General features: G+C 73.8%; 22 protein-coding genes. 9 read left to right on the forward strand and 13 right to left on the reverse strand.

Annotated features, from left to right (window positions below):
* Positions 1 to 251 precede the first annotated feature (251 nt).
* Positions 252 to 1,049 carry a zinc-dependent alcohol dehydrogenase gene (locus FE634_RS00875; protein ID WP_222847646.1) on the forward strand — a complete coding sequence of 266 codons (798 nt, stop codon included), beginning with the start codon at positions 252 to 254 and terminating at the stop codon, positions 1,047 to 1,049.
* On the opposite strand, the gene FE634_RS00880 is transcribed toward FE634_RS00875, so the two are convergent.
* Both FE634_RS00880 and FE634_RS21495 read right to left on the reverse strand, forming a co-directional pair.
* Positions 1,046 to 3,484: a phosphoketolase family protein gene (locus FE634_RS00880; RefSeq protein ID WP_148240253.1), complete on the reverse strand. Its 2,439-nt coding sequence runs from the start codon at positions 3,482 to 3,484 to the stop codon at positions 1,046 to 1,048. The two genes, FE634_RS00875 and FE634_RS00880, sit on opposite strands and share 4 nt — an antisense overlap.
* Before the next feature lie 58 nt (positions 3,485 to 3,542).
* Positions 3,543 to 3,665 carry a hypothetical protein gene (locus FE634_RS21495; RefSeq protein WP_262347529.1) on the reverse strand — a complete coding sequence of 41 codons (123 nt, stop codon included), beginning with the start codon at positions 3,663 to 3,665 and terminating at the stop codon, positions 3,543 to 3,545.
* Positions 3,666 to 3,901: 236 nt separating this feature from the next.
* On the opposite strand from FE634_RS21495, the gene FE634_RS20845 reads away from it, so the two are divergent.
* Positions 3,902 to 4,285: a hypothetical protein gene (locus FE634_RS20845; protein ID WP_187366784.1), complete on the forward strand. Its 384-nt coding sequence runs from the start codon at positions 3,902 to 3,904 to the stop codon at positions 4,283 to 4,285.
* A 319-nt stretch (positions 4,286 to 4,604) separates the two neighbouring features.
* Here the strand turns inward: FE634_RS20845 and FE634_RS00890 are convergent, their stop codons facing one another.
* Both FE634_RS00890 and FE634_RS00895 read right to left on the reverse strand, forming a co-directional pair.
* On the reverse strand, positions 4,605 to 5,258 hold the full coding sequence (locus tag FE634_RS00890) for a hypothetical protein (RefSeq protein WP_138874817.1): 654 nt from the start codon (positions 5,256 to 5,258) through the stop codon (positions 4,605 to 4,607).
* Positions 5,259 to 5,366: 108 nt separating this feature from the next.
* Positions 5,367 to 6,143, reverse strand: a complete 777-nt coding sequence (locus tag FE634_RS00895) for an SDR family NAD(P)-dependent oxidoreductase (protein WP_137292991.1) — start codon at positions 6,141 to 6,143, stop codon at positions 5,367 to 5,369.
* A gap of 100 nt (positions 6,144 to 6,243) precedes the next feature.
* On the opposite strand from FE634_RS00895, the gene FE634_RS00900 reads away from it, so the two are divergent.
* The gene (locus tag FE634_RS00900) at positions 6,244 to 7,185 is read left to right on the forward strand and encodes a helix-turn-helix transcriptional regulator (RefSeq protein WP_138874818.1); all 942 of its coding nucleotides are present in this window, start codon (positions 6,244 to 6,246) and stop codon (positions 7,183 to 7,185) included.
* A 12-nt stretch (positions 7,186 to 7,197) separates the two neighbouring features.
* Positions 7,198 to 8,301 (forward strand): FUSC family protein, encoded by a 1,104-nt coding sequence (locus FE634_RS00905; protein ID WP_138874819.1) that lies wholly within the window; start codon positions 7,198 to 7,200, stop codon positions 8,299 to 8,301.
* A gap of 33 nt (positions 8,302 to 8,334) precedes the next feature.
* Here the strand turns inward: FE634_RS00905 and FE634_RS20850 are convergent, their stop codons facing one another.
* From FE634_RS20850 to FE634_RS00915, 3 genes are all read right to left on the reverse strand, one after another.
* Positions 8,335 to 8,484, reverse strand: coding sequence for a hypothetical protein (locus FE634_RS20850; protein WP_187366785.1), 150 nt, complete (start codon positions 8,482 to 8,484; stop codon positions 8,335 to 8,337).
* A 56-nt stretch (positions 8,485 to 8,540) separates the two neighbouring features.
* A complete protein-coding gene (locus tag FE634_RS00910) occupies positions 8,541 to 8,741 on the reverse strand; it encodes a hypothetical protein (RefSeq protein WP_138874820.1) in 201 nt (66 codons plus the stop codon).
* A 108-nt stretch (positions 8,742 to 8,849) separates the two neighbouring features.
* Entirely contained in the window at positions 8,850 to 9,587 is a 738-nt protein-coding gene (locus FE634_RS00915; RefSeq protein WP_148240254.1) for a hypothetical protein, read from the reverse strand.
* A gap of 146 nt (positions 9,588 to 9,733) precedes the next feature.
* On the opposite strand from FE634_RS00915, the gene FE634_RS00920 reads away from it, so the two are divergent.
* Both FE634_RS00920 and katG read left to right on the forward strand, forming a co-directional pair.
* Positions 9,734 to 10,192: a Fur family transcriptional regulator gene (locus tag FE634_RS00920; protein ID WP_138874823.1), complete on the forward strand. Its 459-nt coding sequence runs from the start codon at positions 9,734 to 9,736 to the stop codon at positions 10,190 to 10,192.
* Complete coding sequence (katG, locus tag FE634_RS00925) at positions 10,189 to 12,465, forward strand: catalase/peroxidase HPI (protein ID WP_148240255.1); 2,277 nt, start codon at positions 10,189 to 10,191, stop codon at positions 12,463 to 12,465. Before FE634_RS00920 ends, katG begins: the two co-directional genes overlap by 4 nt.
* Before the next feature lie 84 nt (positions 12,466 to 12,549).
* Here katG and FE634_RS00930 read toward each other — a convergent pair whose 3' ends face one another.
* Positions 12,550 to 13,314, reverse strand: a complete 765-nt coding sequence (locus FE634_RS00930; protein ID WP_137292985.1) for a glycosyltransferase family 2 protein — start codon at positions 13,312 to 13,314, stop codon at positions 12,550 to 12,552.
* A 138-nt stretch (positions 13,315 to 13,452) separates the two neighbouring features.
* Here FE634_RS00930 and FE634_RS00935 point away from each other — a divergent pair, with 138 nt between their 5' ends.
* Positions 13,453 to 14,184, forward strand: coding sequence for a histidine phosphatase family protein (locus FE634_RS00935; RefSeq protein ID WP_148240256.1), 732 nt, complete (start codon positions 13,453 to 13,455; stop codon positions 14,182 to 14,184).
* Positions 14,171 to 15,034, forward strand: coding sequence for an NAD(P)H-hydrate dehydratase (locus FE634_RS00940; protein ID WP_138874824.1), 864 nt, complete (start codon positions 14,171 to 14,173; stop codon positions 15,032 to 15,034). The genes FE634_RS00935 and FE634_RS00940 overlap by 14 nt, the downstream gene beginning before the upstream one ends.
* A gap of 7 nt (positions 15,035 to 15,041) precedes the next feature.
* Here FE634_RS00940 and FE634_RS00945 read toward each other — a convergent pair whose 3' ends face one another.
* Positions 15,042 to 17,420, reverse strand: coding sequence for an FdhF/YdeP family oxidoreductase (locus tag FE634_RS00945; protein ID WP_138874825.1), 2,379 nt, complete (start codon positions 17,418 to 17,420; stop codon positions 15,042 to 15,044).
* Positions 17,421 to 17,560: 140 nt separating this feature from the next.
* Between FE634_RS00945 and FE634_RS00950 the strand changes: the two genes are divergently transcribed.
* Positions 17,561 to 19,330 carry a sensor histidine kinase gene (locus tag FE634_RS00950; protein ID WP_138874826.1) on the forward strand — a complete coding sequence of 590 codons (1,770 nt, stop codon included), beginning with the start codon at positions 17,561 to 17,563 and terminating at the stop codon, positions 19,328 to 19,330.
* A 36-nt stretch (positions 19,331 to 19,366) separates the two neighbouring features.
* Here the strand turns inward: FE634_RS00950 and FE634_RS00955 are convergent, their stop codons facing one another.
* The 4 genes from FE634_RS00955 to FE634_RS00970 form a co-directional block, all read right to left on the reverse strand.
* Complete coding sequence (locus FE634_RS00955) at positions 19,367 to 19,684, reverse strand: transcriptional regulator (RefSeq protein ID WP_138874827.1); 318 nt, start codon at positions 19,682 to 19,684, stop codon at positions 19,367 to 19,369.
* A complete protein-coding gene (locus FE634_RS00960; protein ID WP_138874828.1) occupies positions 19,681 to 20,163 on the reverse strand; it encodes a hypothetical protein in 483 nt (160 codons plus the stop codon). Before FE634_RS00960 ends, FE634_RS00955 begins: the two co-directional genes overlap by 4 nt.
* Before the next feature lie 54 nt (positions 20,164 to 20,217).
* Positions 20,218 to 20,427: a hypothetical protein gene (locus FE634_RS00965; protein ID WP_137292978.1), complete on the reverse strand. Its 210-nt coding sequence runs from the start codon at positions 20,425 to 20,427 to the stop codon at positions 20,218 to 20,220.
* Positions 20,428 to 20,698: 271 nt separating this feature from the next.
* Positions 20,699 to 21,877: a fatty acid desaturase family protein gene (locus FE634_RS00970; protein WP_138874829.1), complete on the reverse strand. Its 1,179-nt coding sequence runs from the start codon at positions 21,875 to 21,877 to the stop codon at positions 20,699 to 20,701.
* Between the last annotated feature and the right edge of the window lie 3 nt (positions 21,878 to 21,880).

The raw sequence follows: 21,880 nt of genomic DNA on the forward strand, positions 1-21,880 counted from the left end.
CGTACGGGTCGCGACCCGGTGGAGCGGGGTGTCGGCGGGCACCGAGCTGGCCTACGTGAAGGGGACCGACCCCGGCTTCACCTCCTTCCGCGACCCCGAGCTGGGCGTCTTCGTGCCGGGTCGGACCTCGCGCACCTACCCGGTGCGGAGCATGGGGTACATGGAGGTGGGCGAGGTGGTCGAGAGCCGGCGCGACGACCTCGCCCGAGGGCACGCTCGTCGGTGCCGCCTACGGGCACCGCTCCCAGCACGTGCTGGCGCGGTCGGACGTCGTCGTGCCGGTGCCCGACGACGTCGACCCGGTGCTCGGCATCTACCTGGCCCAGATGGGACCGATCTGCGCCAACGGCCTGCTGCACGCCGCCGCCGAGCTCGCCCCCGGGCGCGACGTCCGCCTCGGTGACGGCGTCGCCGGACGCACGGTGCTGGTCACCGGCGCCGGGGTCGTCGGCCTGCTGTGCGCACTGCTCGCCCAGCTGCACGGCGCCGCCGAGGTCGTCGTCGCCGACCCCGACCCGCACCGCCTCGCGGTGGCCGGGCGGCTGGGCCTCGACCACCTCGACACGTCATCGACCGAGGTGTGGCGCTGGTGCAAGGACCGCTGGCGGCACGGTCCCGGCGACCGGGGCGCCGACGTCGTCCTCCAGTGCCGTGCGCGGAGCGCCGTCCTGCACGAGGCGCTGCGGAGCCTGCGGCCCCAGGGCAGCGTCATCGACCTGGCGTTCTACCAGGGCGGGGCCGACGACCTGCGCCTCGGCGAGGAGTTCCACCACAACGGGCTGACGATCCGGTGCGCCCAGATCGGGCGGGTGCCCCGGGGACTGGCGCCCGACTGGGACCGGCTCCGGCTCGCGCAGGAGACGGCGCGCCTGCTCCGGGCGCGCGGGACCGACCTGCGCGCGCACCTCCTGACCGACGTCGTCCCCGAGCGTGACGCGCCCGGCGCGCTCGCGGCGCTGGCTCGCCGCGAACGCGCCGGCACCCAGGTGGTGATCGAGTACCCGCGCCGCCGATCCGCCGTCCCGGGGGCCGGCTCCGCCGACGGCTAGAAGTCGGCGCTGGTGGAGGCCGCGGCGGTCACCGAGGGGGAGTTGCCGCGCTCGGGCGTGTCGCCGGCCGACGTCCACTCCCAGTCGCGCACCTCGGGCAGGTCGTCGCCGTGGTCGCGCGTCCACTGGCGGGCCCGGCGACGGGTGTCGACCATCTCCTGCCGCAGCGCGGCGGCTCGCACGCCGAGACCGGGCACGCGGTCGATGACGTCGACGACCAGGTGGTAGCGGTCCATGTCGTTCATCATCACCATGTCGAAGGGCGTGGTGGTGGTGCCCTCCTCCTTGTAGCCCCGGACGTGCAGGTGGTTGTTGTTGGTCCGGCGGTAGGTGAGGCGGTGGATCAGCCAGGGGTAGCCGTGGTAGGCGAAGATCACCGGGACGTCGGTGCCGAAGAGGCTGTCGTAGTCGCGGTGCGACATCCCGTGCGGGTGCTCGCCCTCGTCCTGCAGCCGCATGAGGTCGACGACGTTGACGAAGCGGACCCGCAGGTCGGGCAGTCGCTCGCGCAGGATCTTGGTGGCGGCGAGCGCCTCGAGGGTCGGGACGTCGCCGGCGCACCCGATGACGACGTCGGGCTCGCCCTCGTCGTTCGAGGCCCAGTCCCAGATGCCGGCGCCGCGGGCGCAGTGCAGGTCGGCCTCGGCGCCGGTCAGCCAGTCGAACGACGGCTGCTTGCCGGCCACGACGACGTTGACGTAGTGCTGGCTCTCGAGGCAGTGCTGCATCGTCGAGAGCAGGGTGTTGGCGTCCGGCGGCAGGTAGACCCGCACGACCTCGGCGCTCTTGTTGACCACGTGGTCGATGAACCCGGGGTCCTGGTGGGAGAACCCGTTGTGGTCCTGGCGCCACACGTGGGAGCTCAGCAGGTAGTTCAGGCTCGGCACCCGGGGGCGCCAGGGGATCTCACGGGTGGTCTTGAGCCACTTCGCGTGCTGGTTGAACATCGAGTCGACCAGGTGGATGAACGCCTCGTAGCAGGAGAACAGGCCGTGCCGACCGGTCAGCGTGTAGCCCTCGAGGAACCCCTGGCAGGTGTGCTCGGAGAGGATCTCGACCACCCGGCCCGACGGGGCGAGGTGCTCGTCGGTGTCGAGGATCTCGCCGGCGAACACCTTGTCGGTGACCTCGTAGACCGGGTTGAGCCGGTTGGACGCCGTCTCGTCGGGGCCGAAGATCCGGAAGTTGGTGGGGTTGTCGCGCACCACGTCGACGAGGTACTCGCCGAGGACCCGGGTGGGCTCGTGGATGGACGCACCGGGCTCGGTGACCTCGACGGCCCGGCTGCGGAAGTCGGGGAGCACCAGCGGCTTGGTGAGCAGGCCGCCGTTGGCGTGGGGGTTGTCGCTCATCCGTGCCGGGCCGACCGGCGCCAGCGCCTGCAGCTCCGGGCGGAGCACCCCGTCGTCGAAGAGCTCCTCGGCGCGGTAGGAGCGCATCCACTCCTCGAGCTGCGCGCGGTGTTCGGCGTTGTCGCGGGTGCCCGAGAGGGGCACCTGGTGGGCGCGCCAGGTGCCCTCGACCGGCAGCCCGTCGACGACCTTCGGACCGGTCCAGCCCTTGGGGGTCACGAGCAGGATCATCGGCCCGGGCCGGCGCGTCACGTCGCCGTCCTCCCGCGCCGCGCGCCGGGTCTCGGTGATGCGGTCGTGGGCGAGGTCCATCGCGGCCGCCATCTGCTGGTGGACGTCGGCCGGGTCGTCGCCCTCCACGGTCAACACCTCGTGGCCGAACCCCTCGAGCATCTTGACCAGCTCGGTGCGGTGGATGCGGGCCGGGACGGTGGGGTTGGCGATCTTGTAGCCGTTGAGGTGCAGGATCGGCAGCACGGCCCCGTCGGTCACCGGGTCGAGGAACTTGTTGCCGTGCCAGGACGCCGCCAGGGGACCGGTCTCGAACTCGCCGTCGCCGACGACGGCCGCGACCACGAGGTCGGGGTTGTCCATCGCGGCGCCGTAGGCGTGGGACAGGACGTAGCCGAGCTCGCCACCCTCGTGGATGGAACCGGGGGTCTCGGGGGCGACGTGGCTGGGGATGCCGCCGGGGAAGGAGAACTGGCGGAACAGGGCCTGCATGCCGGCCCGGTCCTGGGTGATGCGCGGGAAGCGCTCGGTGTAGGTGCCCTCCAGGTAGGCGTTGGCGACGGCCGCGGGCCCGCCGTGGCCGGGCCCGGCGAGGAAGATCGCGTTCACGCCGCGGGAGCGGATGAGCCGGTTGAGGTGGACGTAGACCAGGTTGAGCCCCGGCGTCGTCCCCCAGTGGCCCAGCAGCCGTGGCTTGACGTCCTCGGGCTCGAGGCCGCGCTCGAGCAGGGCGTTGTCGAGCAAGTAGATCTGGCCGACCGAGAGGTAGTTCGCGGCGCGCCACCAGGCATGGACGCCGTCGAGCTCGGCCTGGTCGAGCACGGGTGTGGTCGTGGTGTCGTTCGTCGTCATGCTGGGGTCCTCCCGGACGGCTCGTGTTCGTGTACTGCCGCGGTACCCCGCGCGCCGATCAGGTCGCGCGGATCGCGTCGAGCACTTCTCCCTCCGTGGAGCGCCGGGCGGGGACGAGGGCCGCGAGCACGCCGACCGCGCGCGCCACCGCAGAGGCGGCGGTGTCGGCGGCTGCGGTCATGCGGTCACTCCAGTGCTGGGGGGAGGACTCGGGAACTCCCCGGGCAGCAGCACCAGCATGTCGGGCGGCGTCCACCTCGACAACCGTCTCGAGGTGAACACGTCTGGTCCACCCGGCGCGGGCGCGGCCCGAGGTTCACCGCGAGTTCGCACGCCGTCCTGCACCGGGAGCGCCGCGTGTCGCTCACCGGCTCGAGGCTCCGGTGCGTCCCCCTCCCCCTGACGAGAGACAGAGCCATGAAGAACTTTCGTACCCGACTCGCCGCCCTCGGCGGCGGCGTCCTCGCCGCCAGCAGCCTCCTGGTCGGCGTCACGACGACCACCGCCCATGCCGGCGGGTGCGTCGGCCCCGCGTGCGGCATGATCCAGAACCTCCCGAACAGCGAGCGTGCCGTCGTCGTCACCAAAAGCTGGCCCGCCAGCAGCATCCGCGGGCTCTCCGTCGGCGGCCTCGCCGGCGGCCTGTTCCGCGAGCCCACGGCCTGGGCGGACGTCGACGGGGTCGAGGTCCCCGCCGGCTGCACCGGCTACCTGACCGGCGCCGCCACCGCGACGTGGGGGCCCGGGTGGCACCAGATCCACAACAACCCGTACTGGCACTACATCCGCATCGACTGCTGAGCCTCGACACCGGTCAACGCCAGGCGGCAACCGAGCCGTGGGTCTCGGCGGCAGTCCCGGCCGAGCACCGGGTCGATCGTTGCACCGTGGTTACCGATTCGACATCTTCTGTTGTTCGTCGGCGGAAGTCCGATCGGTATCGTTTCAGTCGCGGGTCCTGCTGCGGCAGGTCCGCACGCCAGCGCCCTGTGTCCGATCCCCCCCAGTCGGACACGGGGCGCTTGGTACGTCGGCACACTCCTCGGCCCAGGCGCGTCGATCTCGCGGGGACCCCGACCACGCCGCGGGCGCGGAGTGAGCGATCTCGCCGGCGAGCGGGCTACCGGGCCTGGTCGAGCGGGCGGCGGCCCGAGACGACGGCGAGGGTGTCGGCGTCGGCGGCGAGTCGTTCGTCCTTGGCCACGAAGTGGCGAAGGTGGAGCAGGAGCGGGCGGAGGTCGGTGAGCCACGGCGCCCGGATGGTCAGCGTCCGTGCCGGCTCTGCGGCCCCGGCGGGCGTGGTGAGGCGCAGGCGCCAGGAGGGACGCGCGCCGGTGTAGGAGGCGCCGGAGAGCGCGATGGTGGTCGGGTGCTCCAGAGGTGCCTCCCGACGACGGAGACCGGTGGCGCCGGCGCTCTCGAGGACGAGGCAGGTGCGACTGGCAGGGAGGTCGGTCAGCAGCTCGGCCACGGTGGCGTCACGACCGGGGTCGGCCGCGGTGCCGGGGACCCAACCGGTCGGGTAGGACGTCTCGACCCAGACGCGGGTGGTCCACGCCCGGGTCGCGGCGTAGGTGGACGCGCCCAGCAGGGCGAGGTCGAGGACGACCGGAACCGGGTTGCCCACAGGGTCGGCTCGCAGCACCTGTTGCAGCGTGAGGGCCACGAAGACGACGACCGGGACGAGGACCAGGGCGCGGAAGACGATGTCGGGCCGGAGAGCGGTCGCGCGCGAGGCGCCCGGACCGGGGCGGTGGACGGGCTGGTCGGTCACCGGCTGATTGTCACCCATCGGATTCCGTGTGGTGCACCCGTCGCGCCGGGCTCGCCGGCGGCGTGACGGCCACCGTCACCGACATCGGGCGCGCCCGCACCGCGCGGGTCAGGCGGACCGGGTGGCGGTGATGCCGCCGTCGACCGCGATGGTCGCGCCGTGCACGTACCTCGCCTGGTCCGAGACCACCCACGCCACGACCGCCGCGACCTCGTCGGGCGTGCCCGGCCGTCCGGCCGGCGTGCCGGCGGTCATCCGGGCGACGACCTCGTCCGCGTCGGCGTTGACGGGGGTGCGGGTGGCTCCGGGGGCGACGGTGTTCACCCGGACGCCGCGGGGGCCGAGCTCGGCGGCCCAGCTGCGGGCGAGCTGCTCCTCGGCGGCCTTGGTGGCGGAGTACAGGCCGACGAAGGCGTGCCCGACGCTCGCCATCCACGACCCGATCACCACGATCGCGCCGCCCCCGGCGTCGATCATGGCCGGGGCGAGCGCCGCGGTGAGCACGTGCGGCGCCCGCACGTTGACCGCCAGGGTCGCCTCGAGGTCGTCGTCGGTGAGGCTGAAGGTGTCGACCGGCGGGCAGAGCGCGGCGTTGTGGACCAGCAGGTCGACGGGGCCTCCGAGCGCCTCGGCCCAGGTCCGGGCCAGGTCGCGCAGCTGGTCGGGCGGCCCGGCCAGGTCGCCCGGCACGAAGGCGGCGACGCCCCCGTCGCGTCGCACGTCGGCCGCGACCGACTCGCCGCGCCCGCCATCTCGTCCGGTGACGACGACGCTGGCCCCGCGGGCGGCGAGGAGCCGGGCGGTGACGGCGCCGATGCCGCTCGTGGAACCGGTGACGACGGCGCGGCGGCCGGCGAGGGACAGGGAGGGATCGGTGGAGTTCATGGCGCCAGTCGACCGGGTGCGCCGCGACCGCACCAGCGCAGGCGCTGCCGGGTCACGGCGTGACCAGGCGCGCAGCCTTCCTCGCTCCTAGGCTGGGGACGTGCCGGCCGACCGATCCGCCCTCGGGGCGTTCCTGCGGTCCCGCCGGGACCGTCTGACTCCCGCCCAGGCCGGCATCGACGCGTTCCCGGGGCCACGCCGGGTGCCCGGCCTGCGCAAGGAGGAGCTCGCCGTCCTCGCCGGTCTCAGCGCCGACCACTACAGCCGGATCGAGCAGGGCCGCCAGCAGACCCTCACCGACGAGGTCCTGGACGCGCTGGCCCGGGCGCTGCGCCTCGACGACCTGGAGCGCGCCCACCTCCGCGACCTCGCCGCCCCGGCGCGTCGCACCGCGAACCCCGGGTGGGAGGCGCCCCAGCGGGCCGACCCGGGGCTGCTGCGCCTGATGACGACGCTCGACCACGTCCCGGCGCTGTTGCTGGGCCGGCGCGGCGAGGTGCTGGCCCGCAACGCCCTGCTGGCCGCCGTGCTGGGCCACGAGATGGCCCCCAGGGCGTCGTTCCTGCGCTGGCTCTTCCTCGACCCGTCGTCGCGCCGGCGGATCGTCAACTGGCCCGACTACGCCTCGGCCGCGGTCGGGGCGATGCGGTACGAGACCGGACGGCACCCGCGCGACCGCCGGCTGGCGGCGCTGGTCGCCGACCTGCGCCGGCGCGACCCCGACGTCGAGCGCTGGTGGGAGGACCACGCGGTCACCGACCGGACGTCGGTGCCCAAGCAGATCGCGCACCCGGTCTTCGGCACCCTCGTCTTCGCCATCGAGGCGCTCACCGTGCCGCACGACCCCGAGCAGCGGCTGGTCGTCTACACCGTCGAACCCGGGTCGTCGACGGCGCACGCCCTGCCGCTGCTGGCCTCGTGGGCCGCCTCGCCCGACGCGGAGTCCGACACGGTGCCCGGCGCCGACGAGCTCGGGACGGAGACCCCGGCCGGCCGGCGCGCCCGACCGCGGCTCGACGACGACGCCACCGGCGGGCAGTGACATGCTCGCCGGATGCCTCCTACCTGGACGAGCCGCCTGCGCGACCCGATCTGGTGGAACGACCTGCTCCAGCTGGCCAAGACGGCCTCCGCCGCCGTCGCGGCGTGGGTGATCGCAGCGCACCTGCTCGACCTGCCGCAGCCGTTCCTCGCCCCCTGGGCGGCGCTGCTGGTGGTCCACGCCACCGTCTACCGGACCTTCTCCCGCGGCCTGCAACAGATCGCGGCGACCGTCATCGCCGTGCTGCTGGCCACCAGCATCGGCGAGCTGATGGGCCTCAGCACCGCCTCGGTCGCGCTCCTGCTGGTCCTGGGCCTCCTCATCGGCACCGTCTCCTGGTTCGGGGCCGAGGCCACCACCATCGCCGCGACCGGCCTGATCGTGCTGACCACCGGCTTCACCGACGACGCCGCACTGATCTCCCGGCTCCTCGACACCGGCATCGGGATCGCGGTCGGCCTGCTCGTCAACCTCGCCGTCTGGCCGCCCCTGCGCCGCCGGACGGCCATCGCGGCCATGGACCTCATCGACGACGGCATCGGAGACCTGCTCGTCGACATGGCCGGCGGCCTGCACGAGGACTGCTCGCCCGAGGACGTGAGCGGGTGGCTCGATCGCAGTCGCGAGCTCGACGGCGACATCGACCACGCCTGGGCGCTCGTGCGGCAGGCCCAGGAGAGCGCACGGTGGAACCCGCGCCGCTCGGCGGGCCCGGTGCGCGACCCGAGGGCCTGGCACGACCTGCTGCGCCGGATGGAGCAGTCCGTCGCCGAGATCCGCAGCATGAGCCGCACGGTCGGCGACGAGCAGTCGCACCGCGGTGCCTGGGGCGACGACTTCGCCCTGCCGTGGCTCGCGATGCTCGGCGACACCGGTCGCGCGGCCAAGCAGGCCGACGCGGTCGCGATGGGCGCGGTACGGACCAGGCTCGAGGGCTTCGCGGAGGAGCTCCGCTCGACCGAGCGGTCCCCGGCCTGGCCGATCTACGGGGCGCTGATCATCAACCTGCGCAACATCATCGACGCGATGCGGGAGGTCGCCGCCGCCAACCCCCTCCAGCAACCCGCTCCGCCGCTGCGTCGCCCCCGCGGTCGCGCGGGCACGAGCACGGGCTGACGGACGGGTGCTCCCCGCAGGACGGCCCGAGCGTCAGCCGTCCTCGTCGCCACCCGGGTACGGGTCGGGATCGCTGCCCGGTGTCGTGTCGTCCGGGTCGACGAACGGAGCCTCCTTGCCGTCCCACGTGGGCGGCTCGGAGTCCTGGTCGTGGTCGTCGTGCTCGTCGGGTGTCGTCGTCATGGGCTCCAGTACCCCGGAACCGCCCACGTCAGCGCCCACCCGGCCCCGGCTCGGTGCTACCCGTCGGCCCGGCAGCAGTGGAGGAGGGCGAGCAGGAAGCCGAGGGTCGGCCCGCACCACAGCATGGTCATCCCGACGCAGTGGTCGATCGCGGCCTGTCGGGCGCGGGGACGGCCGGGGAGGTCACCGGCACCGACGTCGACCTCGGGGGTCGGCCGGATCTCTGCGCCCGCCCGGGCCGGGTTCGTCGTGGACACGGGTCGTGGTGCCCCGCAGCGGTCGAGAACACGTTCGCCCGAGCGGGTGATCGTGCCGCACGAGCGGTGCCGGGCCGCGCCCGGCGCGGCGACCGGGGCCGGGACGGCTCACCAGAAGCGGCTGACCACCTTCGCGGGCTTGCGCGGCCCGGCCTTCTGGAAGTTGACGACGACCGCACGGCCGTTGCTGCACTTGGGGTAGCGCCGCGTCAGGCTCTCGGACGCGCTGGTGACCACGCGGCCCCCGGCGCCCACCACGCGCCGCACGGCGGCCGGCTGCAGTCCCCGGGTGACCTTCTTAAGCTCCTTGCGCGTCACGCACGCCCGGGGGCGGTCGGCGCGCGGGCCGGGCGCGACCCGGTTCGACGAGGCCCGGTTCGTCGCGGCCCGGTTCGACGCGGCCCGTCCGGATCCGCACGAGTCCAGGCTCCTGACCGGCACGACGACCTCGCGGGTGATGCCGACGCCGGAGCCGACCAGGAGGTAGACGTAGGCCGAGTCGGCCATGGTCAGGCCGGCGACCGGACCCACCTTGCCGGGCTTGCCGACGCTGTAGGTGTAGTCGCTGATCGCGAACGACGAGCTGACCCGGCCCAGCCCGGCGCTGCCGGTGCGCTTGAGCTCGCCGCCGCGGTAGCCGCGGCCGTCCCAGTAGACCCGCACCGAGGTCCGTCCCCCGGCGAGCGGCGCGCGACAGGCCATCGCCACGCCGCCCTCCCACGAGACGATCGGGGCGTAGCCGGCCCGCGCCGAGGTGACCGGTGCGGCGCCCGCGGGCGTGGCCAGCAGGGAGGCGCAGACGGCGATGACGAGCAGGGCGGACGGGACGAGGCGGGACGGACGCATGCCGGATTCCTACCACGGGGCGGGCTCCGGGGCGGCGGTCGACGTCGGCGCCGCCGGACCCGGCGCGGGGTCGTCGGCGTCCTCCCACCCGCCGGTCCGGGGTGGCTTGTCTTGATCCGTTCCAGAGAGGTCGATACGGTCGTCCCATGACGAAGGCGGACTTCGAGACCCGGCTCCGTGGGGCCTCGCTGCGCGTCACGCAGCCGCGGCTCGCGGTGCTGGCCGCGGTGTCCAGCCACCCGCACGTCGACACCGACGACGTCATCCGGCTGGTGCGCGCCGAGCTGGCGTCGGTCTCGCACCAGGCGGTCTACGACGTGCTCCGGGCGCTGACCGACGCCGGGCTCGTCCGACGCATCCAGCCCGCGGGGTCGACGGCCCGGTACGAAGCCCGGGTCGGCGACAACCACCACCACGTCGTGTGCCGCACCTGCGGCGCGATCGCCGACGTCGACTGCGCCGTCGGCCAGGCGCCCTGTCTCACCGCCTCGGAGGACCACGGATTCACGGTCGACGAGGCGGAGGTCGTGTTCTGGGGCACCTGCCCCGCGTGCACGCCCGCGCCCACCACCACCTCGAACCGCATTCCGGGAGGAAGCAGATGAACGGCAACGACGAGAACGCACCCGCGAGCGCCCAGGGGGTGGACCAGAAGGAGGCGGCCGGCTGCCCGGTCGCCCACGACTCCGTCACCGCGCACGGCAGCGAGAGCGAGAACCCGGCGATCGACTCGCCGACCCCGAAGACCGGCGGACGCCCGCACACGAACCGGGACTGGTGGCCCAACCAGCTCGACCTCTCGGTGCTGCACGCCCACTCCTCGAAGGGCAACCCCCTCGGCCCGGACTTCTCCTACGCCGAGGAGTTCGGGTCGCTGGACGTCGAGGCCCTCAAGGCCGACATCACCGAGGTCCTGACGACCTCCCAGGACTGGTGGCCGGCCGACTTCGGCCACTACGGCGGCCTGATGATCCGGATGAGCTGGCACGCCGCCGGCACCTACCGCATCGAGGACGGCCGCGGCGGCGCCGGCGACGGCGGTCAGCGCTTCGCGCCGCTGAACAGCTGGCCCGACAACGCCAACCTCGACAAGGCCCGCCGGCTGCTGTGGCCGGTCAAGGAGAAGTACGGCCAGAAGGTCTCGTGGGCCGACCTCCTCGTCCTGGCCGGCAACGTCTCGCTGGAGTCGATGGGCTTCGAGACCTTCGGGTTCGGGTTCGGCCGCGAGGACGTCTGGGAGCCCGAGGAGATCTTCTGGGGACCGGAGGACACCTGGCTGGGCGACGAGCGCTACGTGGCCGACGCCGACATGGCTCCCGGCGTGGGCTCGACCGAGATGGGTCTGATCTACGTCAACCCCGAGGGCCCCCGCGGCAACGCCGACCCGCTCGCCGCGGCCTACTTCATCCGGGAGACGTTCCGCCGGATGGCGATGAACGACGAGGAGACCGTCGCCCTCATCGCCGGCGGACACACCTTCGGCAAGACCCACGGCGCCGGCATCGCCGACGACCACGTCGGGGCCGAGCCCGAGGGTGCTCCGCTCGAGGCGCAGGGCCTGGGCTGGCTCAGCACCCACGGCACCGGCAAGGGCGGCGACACGATCACCAGCGGCCTGGAGGTGACCTGGACCGACCGGCCGACCGAGTGGAGCAACCGGTTCTTCGAGATCCTCTTCGGCTACGAGTGGGAGCTGACGACCAGCCCCGGTGGCGCGAAGCAGTGGGTCGCCAAGGACGCCGACGAGATCATCCCCGACGCCCACGACCCCGCCGTGAAGCACCGCCCGACCATGCTCACCACGGACCTCTCGCTGCGGGTCGACCCCGCCTACGAGAAGATCTCGCGCCGGTTCCTCGAGAACCCCGACGAGTTCGCGCTGGCCTTCGCCAAGGCCTGGTACAAGCTGCTGCACCGCGACATGGGTCCGGTCAGCCGGTTCCTCGGGCCGTGGGTCGCCGCGCCGCAGCTGTGGCAGGACCCGGTGCCGGCCGTCGACCACGAGCTGGTCGGCGACGCCGACGTCGCCGCGCTCAAGGCCGCGGTGCTCGACTCGGGATTGACGACGGCACAGCTGGTCTCGACCGCCTGGGCCTCGGCCGCGAGCTTCCGCTCCACCGACAAGCGGGGCGGCGCCAACGGCGCCCGCATCCGCCTCGAGCCGCAGCGCAGCTGGGAGGTCAACCAGCCCGAGCAGCTCGCCGCCGTCCTCGAGGTGCTCGAGGGCGTCAAGCGCGACTTCGACGCCCGCGGCGGCGCGCGGATCTCGCTCGCCGACCTCATCGTGCTGGCCGGCTCGGCCGCCGTCGAGCAGGCGGCCCGCGAGGCCGGCTTCGAGGTCACCGTCCCGTTCCGGCCGGGGCGTACCGACGCCACGCAGGAGCAGACCGACGTCGAGTCCTTCTCGGTCCTCGAGCCGCGGGCCGACGGCTTCCGCAGCTACCTGCGACCCGGTGAGAAGACCCAGCCCGAGGTGCTGCTCGTCGACCGGGCCTACATGCTCGACCTGACCGCGCCCGAGATGACGGTCCTGCTCGGCGGCCTGCGCTCCCTGGGCGCGAACGTCGCCGGCGTGACGCACGGCGTCCTGACCGAGCGGCCGGGCGTGCTGAGCACCGACTTCTTCCGCAACCTGCTGTCGCCCGGCACGCGCTGGACGGCCTCGGAGTCGGAGGAGAACGTCTACGAGATCCGCGACCTCACCACCGACGAGGTGCGGTGGACCGCGACGCCGGTCGACCTCATCTTCGGGTCGAACTCCCAGCTGCGCGCCCTCGCGGAGGTCTACGCCAGCGCGGACGCCGGCCAGCGGTTCGTCGACGACTTCGTCGCGGCCTGGGCCAAGGTCATGGACGCCGACCGGTTCGACCTCGACTGACGTCAGCCCCACCCTGGCCGACCCGTCGCTGATCAGCGACGGGTCGGCCGCGGACGAGTCGACCAGGCGTCACCTGGGCGTGCTTCAGGGCGCCGGCTCGGCGGCCACCTCCGGCGGTGCGGACCCGAGCGAGGGTCGCAGCGCGGCGAGGTAGGCCGAGAACCCGCCCGGGGTCCGGCCCAGCAACCGCGACGAGGTCACGACGGGTCTCGGCGCCGCGGCCCAGGGCACGCCGTGGTCGAGGAGGCGACCCACGAGGTCGGCGTCCTCGTGCTCGCGCAGCGGCGCGAAGCCGCCCACCGCGTCGTAGGCCGCGAGCCGGAAGCCGAGGTGGGCACCGTAGGTGCGCACCCGCCGGTCGGCGTGGGCGGCGCGCCACGCGGCGACGACCTCGGGCGAGGCGGTGCGGTCGGGCTCGACGCGACCCAGGACGAGGTCGGCGCCGGCCTCGGCCACCTCGACCTGGTCGGTGAGCCAGTCCAGGGGCACCGCCGTGTCGGCGTCGGTGCAGGCCACCCACACACGGCGCGGGTCGACGCCGTCCGCGTCGGCCAGGTCGTGCGCCCGCCTCGTGCCCGAGGCGCGGGCGGCCCCCACGTTGGCGGCGTGCTCCTCGACGACGTCGACGGCCCACCGCGCGCACACCGCGCCGCTCTGGTCGGTGCAGGCGTCCAGCACCACGGTGAGCCGGGCCACCACGTCGGGACGGACGGCGCGCAGGCGGTCGAGCGCGCCGTGCAGCGACGCCAGGCACGCCGGCAGCAGCGCCGCCTCGTCGTGCACCGGCACGACCACGTGCACCAGCGTGACCGCGTGGTCGCCGCCGCCGGGCGCCACCGGTTTCGCCATGGCACGAACCTAGTGCTCACCCCTGGGGTCACCGACGAGGTGCCGGGCACCGGTGGGCCCGCGACCGCGTGTCACCCCGCTGGGTGTTCTTCGCGTCGGCCTGGTCCGGGGGCCGCCGGACCGCCCTAGGGTCGTCCCGTGGGAGTTCGTGAGCTGCTGCTGGTGCGTCACGGCGAGAGCGAGGGGAACGTCGCCGCCGCCGCGGCCCGCGCTGCCTCGGCGGAGGTGATCGACGTCCCCGCCCGCGACGCCGACGTCCGGCTCTCCCCGCTCGGGGAGCGACAGTCCACCGCGGTCGGCGACGCGCTGTGCGCCCTGGGGGACGACGCACCCGACCTGCTCGTGTGCTCGCCCTACGTGCGGGCCCGGGAGACGGCCCGCCTGGCGTGCGCGTCCGCGGGTCTCGATCTCCCGAGCCGGGTCGACGAGCGGCTCCGCGACCGCGAGCTCGGCGTGCTGGACCGGTTGACGTTCGCCGGCGTCGAGGCGCGCTACCCCGAGGAGGCCGAGCGACGGCGGTGGCAGGGCAAGTTCTACCACCGCCCGGCCGGCGGGGAGTCCTGGGCCGACGTGGTGCTGCGGCTGCGCAGCTGGCTGGCCGACCTCGACCGCGACGCGGCCGGCCGGCGGGTGCTGGTGGTCAGCCACGACGTGGTGATCGCCCTCATCCGCTACGTCTGCGAGGACCTCGGCGAGCACGAGGTGCTCGACCTGGCCCGCGACACCCCCCTGCACAACGCCTCGCTGAGCCGGCTGGCCCGCGGTGGCGACGGGGCGTGGACCACCACGCTCTACGACGACGTCGGGCACCTCGACGCCGCCGGACTGCCGGCGACCGAGCACCGGGGGGAGCGCCGTGCCCGAGCCTGAGGTGGTCACCCCCGAGCTGCTGCGCGGCTGGCCGTTGCCGGGGCCGGGGGCCTCGAAGAAGAGCCGCGGCCAGGCCGTCGTGATCGGCGGGGCCGCCCGCACGCCCGGGGGAGTCGTCCTGGGTGGACTCGCGGCGCTGCGGGTCGGGGCCGGGCACCTGCAGCTGGCCCTCGCCGACTCCGCGGCGCCCGCCGTCGCGGCCACGTTCCCCGAGGCCGGCGTGCTCGGGCTCGAGGAGACCGCGGGCGGCGGCGTCCGCGGCCGCGCGGCTGCCGAGGCGTGCTCGCAGATGGTCGCGGGTGCCGACGCCGTGCTGGTCGGGCCCGGCCTCGACGACCCCGAGGAGGCGCAGGCGCTGGTCGAGGGGATCCTCGACGTCGTCCCCGACGACGCGGTGCTCGTGCTGGACGCCTTCGCGCTCGGGGTGCTGGCCGCGGTCGAGGACCGGGTGCGCGAGCGGGGCGACCGCGTGGTGCTGACCCCCAACGCCGACGAGCTCGCGCGGTTGCTCGAGCGCGACTGCGAGCCCGTGCTCGACGACGTGGTAGAGGCGGCCGAGCGGTACTGCTGCTGCGTCACGGCCCAGGGCCTGGTCGCCGACGGGCAGGGTCGCTCGTGGCGGGTGCCGCTGGGCCACCCGGGGCTCGCGACCGCCGGCAGCGGCGACGTCCTGGCCGGCTCGGTCGTCGGTCTGCTGGCCCGCGGCGCGACGCCGGCGCAGGGCGCGTGCTGGGGCACCTACCTGCACGCGATGGCCGGCGAGCGCCTCGCCTCCGCGGTGGGCGAGGTCGGGTTCCTGGCCCGCGAGCTGGTCGACCAGCTCCCGGCCATCGTCTCCGAGCTGGGCTGAGCTCAGCTCAGCTCAGCTGGTGCGGTGCCACGTAGCGCTGGGGCTCCGGGGTGTCTGGCGACTCGTGGGCCACGGTGCCCTCGGGCCGGCCCCGGGCCGGCTCGTCGAGCGTGGAGGGGACCAGGCGCACCACGACCGACTTGTACGCCGGCTGGTTGCTCCCGACCGCCTTGGAGTCGAGGGAGACCAGCGCGTTGGTCTCGGGGTAGTACGCCGCCGCGCAGCCCCGGGGCGTGTCGTAGGCGACCACGCGGAACTGGACGACCGACCGGGTCGAGCCGTCGTCCCACTCGCTGATGATGTCGACGTGCTGACCCTCACGCAGGCCGAGCGCCTCGATGTCACGGGGGTTCACCAGCACCACCTGCCGGCCGTCCTTGATGCCGCGGTAGCGGTCGTCGAGGCCGTAGATGACGGTGTTGAACTGGTCGTGGGAGCGCATCGTCTGGAGCAGCAGGCGCCCCTCGGGCACGTGCAGGACCTCGGTCGGGCTGACGGTGAAGTTGGCGCGACCGGTGTCGGTCTCGAAGGTGCGGGAGTCGCGCGGGGCGTGCGGCAGCACGAAACCACCGGGCTGGTCGACCTTCTCCTCGTAGCCGGCGCACCCCGGCACCATCCGGCCGATCCGCCGGCGGATCTGCCCGTAGTCGTCGCGGAACTCGCGCCAGGGGATGGCGTGGCGGTCGCCCAGGGTCGCGAGGGCCATGGTGCAGACGATGTCGACCTCCGAGCGAAGGTGGTCCGAGGCCGGCTCGAGCGGGCCCTGCGAGGTGTGGACCGAGCAGACGGAGTCCTCCACCGTGACGCGCTGACGCCGTCCGCCGGTCAGGTCCCTCTCGCTGCGGCCCAGGGGCGGCAGGATGAGCGCCTCCCGGCCGTGCACGACGTGGGACCGGTTGGGCTTGGTCGAGACCTGGACGGTGAGGTCGGCCTTCCGGAGCGCGTCCTCGGTCACGAGCGTGTCGGACATCGCGGCCACGAAGTTGCCGCCCAGCCCGAAGAAGACCTTGGCCTTCCCGTCGCGGAACGCCTTGACGGTCGCGACGGAGTCGTATCCGTGCTTGCGGGGCGGTTCGAAGCCGAACTCGTCGCGCAGCGCGTCGAGGAAGTGGGCGGGCGGTCGCTCCCAGATCCCCATCGTGCGGTCGCCCTGCACGTTGGAGTGGCCGCGGACGGGGAAGAGGCCGGCGCCCGGCTTGCCGATGTTGCCCTGGAGGAAGGCGAGGTTGGAGATCTCCTTAACGTTCGCGACGCCGTTCTGGTGCTGGACGATCCCCATCGCCCAGCAGTAGACGGTCTTGCGCGAGCCGGCGATCATCCGGGCCGCCTGGTGGATCTCCTCGCGCTCGAGCCCGGTGGCGGCGAGCACGACGTCCCAGTCGAGGGCGCGCAGGTGCTCGGCGTAGGCCTCGAACCCGTGGGAGTGCTGCTCGATGAAGTCGCGGTCGAGCTCGTCCCACTCGAGCAGCAGCGAGGCGATGGCCTGGAACAGCGCCAGGTCGCCGTTGATGCGCACCCGCAGGTGCAGGTCGGCCATGACGGTGCCGCGCCCGGCCATCCCCTTGACGGTCTGGGGGTTCTTGAACCGGGTCAGACCCGCCTCGCGCAGCGGGTTGATGTCGATGATCCGCGCGCCGTTCTTCTTGGCGATCTCCAGCGCGCTGAGCATCCGCGGGTGGTTGGTGCCCGGGTTCTGCCCCGCGATGACGATCAGCTCGGCGTGGTGGACGTCGTCGAGGGTGACCGAGGCCTTGCCGATGCCGATCACCTCGGCGAGTCCGACCGACGTCGACTCGTGGCACATGTTCGAGCAGTCGGGGAGGTTGTTGGTGCCGTAGGCGCGCACGAAGAGCTGGAAGACGAACGCGGCCTCGTTGGAGACCTTGCCCGAGGTGTAGAAGACCGCCTCGTCGGGCGACGCGAGACCGTTCAGGTGGCTCGCGAGCAGCGCGAAGGCGTCGTCCCACGAGATCGGCTCGTAGTGGGTGCCCCCCGCCCGCAGCACCATCGGCTCGGTGATGCGTCCCTGCTGCCCGAGCCAGTAGTCGGTGCGCCCGGCCAGCTCCTCGATCGAGTGGGCCGCGAAGAACTCGCGTCCCACCCGGCGCAGGGTCACCTCGTCGGTGACGGCCTTGACGCCGTTCTCGCAGAACTCCGCCGTGTGCCGGTGCTCCGGTGCGGGGTCGGGCCAGGCGCACCCCTGGCAGTCGAACCCGTCGACCTGGTTCAGCCGCAGCAGCGTCTGGGCGGTGCGTCGCGTGCCCATGCCCTCGACGGCGCGCTTCATGCTCACCGCCACCGCGGTCGGGCCGGCTGCGTGGTCCTCGCGACCGGTCACGGACAGCTCGGACTCGTCGATGTCTTCCTGCGGTGCCCGACGGCTCATGGAGGTACCCCTTCGTAGACCGTGCGGTACCCACGCACGCGAGAACTACCCACGTCGCGGGCCGCTCGGTGTCGCGGCCGGCCCGGGCGGAGTTCGGCGATCCGGGTCCTCGGGGCGAGGCGGTCGCCTAGGGTGCGGGCGTGACGGAAGCGGTGCGGTGGCGGTGGACGGGGCTCGCCCTCGTCCTGGCGACCGTCGCCGCCCTGAGCCCGGTGGTCACCGACGTCGCGGGCGTCACCACCGCCTGCTACCTCGGCGTGGTCGTCGGGGCCGCGGTCGCCGCCTGCGCCGGCGCCGCCCGTGCGCCGCGCGGCGAGCACCTGCTGCCCGCGCTCGTGGCCGGCGGCCTCTGCCTGGCGGTCCTCGGTGACGTCGTGTGGTTCACGCTGGACTGGCGGGGTGTCGACACCCGCGTGTCCGTCGCGGACGTGCCCTGGTTCGGCAGCTACGTCCTGCTGTGCGTCGCGCTGTGGGTCGTGATCTCCCGGTCGCGCGGCAGCGCCGGGGACCGGGCCGAGACCGACTTCGTGACTGACGCGTTCACGATCGTGGTGGTCAGCCTCCTGGTGACCTGGAGCCTCTCGATCGAGACCATCGTGTCGGACGACACCGTGCCGACCACCGTGCGCGCCGTCTGGGCGGCCTACCCGGTCGCCGACGCGATCCTCCTCGCCCTGGTGCTGCGGGTCCTGGCGAGCCGGCGGGCCCGTGGGGCCGTCGACGTCACCCTCGCCGCGGGCGTGTGCCTGTGGCTGGCCGCCGACGTCGTCTACACCTACGCCGGCGCCGACGGGCCGGCCCAGCAGGTGGCCGACGCCGGGTTCATGCTCGCCGCCGTCGCCGTCGCCTCGGCGACCTGGCGCCGGCGCGTCGGGTCGACGGTGCCGCGCGGCCCGTGGCCGGAGCGGCACTGGGGGGTCAAGATCGCGATCGCGATCGGCCCGCTCCTCGTGCCGCCCGCGCTCGACCTGGCCGCCGACCTGCGCGGCGAGCCCGAGCGACCCGGCCAGCTCCTCGTCGGCACCGCCGCGCTGCTCGCCCTGGCCGTCGTGCGGACCGCGGGACTCATCCGGGCGGAGACCGCGGCCCGGACCGAGCTCGAGGCGGCCCGCGACGCGGCCCTCGAGGCGTCGCGCGCCAAGTCGATGTTCCTCGCGAACGTGAGTCACGAGATCCGCACGCCGCTGACCACCGTCCTCGCGACGGCCGAGATGCTCGAGGACACCACGCTGTGCCCCGCCCAGACCGACCTGGTGGGCAGGATGCAGCGGTCGGGGGACCTGCTGAGGTCCCTGGTCGAGGACATCCTCGACTTCTCCCGCATCGAGTCGGGCCAGGTCGTGCTCGTCGAGCAGACCTTCGACCTCCACGCCCTCCTGGGGGACGTGGAGGACGGGTACACGCCGCGCGCCGAGGGAGCGGGTCTCGCGTTCGAGCTCGACCTCGACCCGCGGCTGCCGCGCCTCGTGCGCGGCGACCCCACCCGGCTGACGCAGGTGCTCACCAACCTCCTCGACAACGCCCTCAAGTTCACCCACGACGGACGGGTCCGCCTGGCGGCGCAGGCGGTCGAGGCGGCGCAGGCGGCGACGGGGGGCTCCGCGGTCGGTCCCGCCCGCACCGAGGTGGCCTTCGTCGTGGAGGACACCGGCATCGGCATCCGGGAGGCGGACCAGCAGGTGGTCTTCGAGTCCTTCCGGCAGGTCGACGGCTCCACGACCCGGCGCTACGGCGGCACCGGTCTCGGCCTGGCGATCTGCCGCCGGCTGGCCACGTCGATGGGCGGCTCGCTCACCCTCCGCAGCACCTTCGGCGTGGGGACGACGGTCGAGGCCCGCATCCCGGTGCTGGCCGTCTCGATGGCGACCGCGACGACCGGCCGCGCGACCGACGTCCTGCTGGACGTGTAGCCCGGGCTCGCGCCCGCGGCGCTGCCCGGGCCAGCGTCAGGTCGTCGGTCCGGGGGCCGGTGCCGAGGCCCGCTCCAGCATCTCGCGCAGCGCGGCGACGTGTCCGTCGAACGCGGTCCGGCCGGCGCGGGTGAGGCGGGCACGGACCCGGCGGCGGCGCTGGTGGGTGACGCGCTCGAGAGCCAGGTAGCCGGCGTCCTCCAGGGTGCCCAGCTGCTTGGACAGGGCGGAGTCCGAGAGCTGCAGGTCGTCGCGGATGAAGCCGAACTCGACCCAGTCGCTCGCGGCCAGCAGCGAGACGATGGCCAGGCGGGTGCTCGGGTGGATCGTCTCGTCGAAGCGGGCGGCGCTCACGCGAGCGCGGGCCCACGGCCGGCGTGGCGACGCACGGCGGCGAGCAGGCGGGGGCCGCCGAGGACGATGACGAGGGCGACCGCGACGCTCGCGACGCTCACCGGGTGCTGCGCCCCGTCGGACTCCAGGACCAGCGAGCCCGCGACGGTCGCCCCCGTGAGGAGCACCAGGGCTCCGACGATCAGCGCCGGCAGGTGGGCCGGGACCGTCTCGGCGCTCACCCGCAGTCGCCGGCTGCCCCGGCGACCGGTGATGATCCCGGGAGCGACCGCGGCGTGGGCGGTGGCGAAGGCGAAGGTGGCGACCGCGGTGGCGACCGGACGGCCGGTGTCGGCGAGGACGCCCAGCGCCACCCAGCCCACCGCCAGCCCGGCCCAGTACCAGAGCGGGACGTCGATCTCGTCGATCACCCGGCGACGGCCGTGGTCGACGGTGACGAGGGCCGATCGCGCGTCGTCGAGGTCGCGTTGGTGGTCCATGGTGACTCACTTTCCTGGTCAGAAACCTCAGTGTTGGGTTTCCTCATCGGAAAGTCAAGGAGCTGGTGGCTGGTCCGGACCGGAGTGTCCCCCCGGGGTCTGCGTGGAGTCGCCCCGCGTCTCCTCCGGGTCGTCGGTGCGCTCCTGCGACTCCTCCAGGATGGCGCGCGCCTGCGACGTGGGGTCCTCGCTGCCCGCCGCCTGCTCCTCGGGCAGCAGCTCGGCGCGCTCCGCGACGTGTTCCTCGCTCGGTCCGTCAGTCACGGGACCAGCCTAGGACGGCGTGCGCAGGGCCGGGGTGTCGCCGGGGGAGCCGCCGGCAGTCGCCCACCAGGTCCGGCGGGTCGGACTGGTCGGGCACCAGCCGTCCAGGTGAGTACCTCCGGGACCCGGTGGCGCCAGCCGTGACCAGCCCGTGGAGCGACACCCCCAGGCGGGTCGGACGACGCGGAACCCGCTGTGGGGCCGGGTGGCGGCGTTCCGGCTCACGCCGTAGCCGCTTGGTGCGGAGCCGCTCGGTGGCCGTCCGCATTGGTCACCCGGCGGCCCAGGTCGGTCGGTCGCGGTACCGCCACAGCGAGCGCAGCTGCCCCGGGAGGTTCCGGGGCGTGGTGGTGGCGAGCCAGTCGTTGGGCAGCGCCAGGCGCAGGACCTTGTGCCAGGCGCTGGCGACCTGCCGGGGCAGGGGGGCGCTGTGGTAGCGCAGGCCGTGGCGCTCGAGGAGCCGTCGCACCGCCGGGGCGATCTCCTGGTAGCGGTTGCTGGGCAGGTCCGGGAACAGGTGGTGCTCGATCTGGTGGGAGAGGTTGCCGGCGAGCAGGTGCAGCAGCGGCGGCCCACTGATGTTGGCCGAGCCGAGCATCTGGCGCAGGTACCACTCGCCCCGGCTCTCGTCGGGGGACAGCGACTCCTGCTCGAACGTCTCGACGCCCTCGGGGAAGTGGCCGCACATGATCACCGAGTGGCTCCACACGTTCCGCACCAGGTTGGCGGTGAGGTTGGCGGTGAGGGTGGAGCGCCACCCCGGCCCGGCCAGCAGGGGGTGGATGAGGAAGTCCTTCACGACCTGGCGCCGGGCCTGGGCCAGGGTCGCCCCCGCCCGTCCCCGCAGCTCGGGCGAGAGGCCCTCGCCGGAGCGGATGGCCTCGCCGAAGCCGAGGTCGTACAGGGCGATGCCGTACTCGAAGAAGCAGGCGTTGACCAGGTTCCACAGGGGCTGGGCCAGGTGCCGCGGCCGCCACTGCTGGTCCTCGTCGACGCGGAGGATGCCGTAGCCGAGGTCGTTGTCCTTGCCGAGGATGTTGGTGTGGACGTGGTGCTCCTGGTTGTGCGACCGCTTCCACTGCTCGGGCGGCGAGGCGTGGTCCCAGTCCCAGGTGGTCGAGTGGATCTTCGGGTCGCGCATCCAGTCCCACTGCCCGTGCAGGACGTTGTGCCCGATCTCCATGTTGTCGAGGATCTTGGCCAGCGCGAGGCAGGCGGTGCCCAGCACCCAGGCGGGACGGCGCCGTCCCGCCGCCAGCAGCACGACGCGGCCACCGAGCTCCAGGCTGCGCTGGACGGCGATCACGCGGCGGATGTAGGCGGCGTCGCGGGCACCCCGGTCGTCCAGGACGCCCTGTCGGAGGCGGTCGAGCTCGGCCGCGATGGCCTCGACGTCGTCGTCGGTCAGGTGGGCGACCTGGTGGTGCGGCTTGCGCTGGAGGGCCGTCATCGG

This window comes from Nocardioides sp. S-1144 (genome assembly GCF_005954645.2).
Taxonomy (GTDB): domain Bacteria; phylum Actinomycetota; class Actinomycetes; order Propionibacteriales; family Nocardioidaceae; genus Nocardioides; species Nocardioides dongxiaopingii.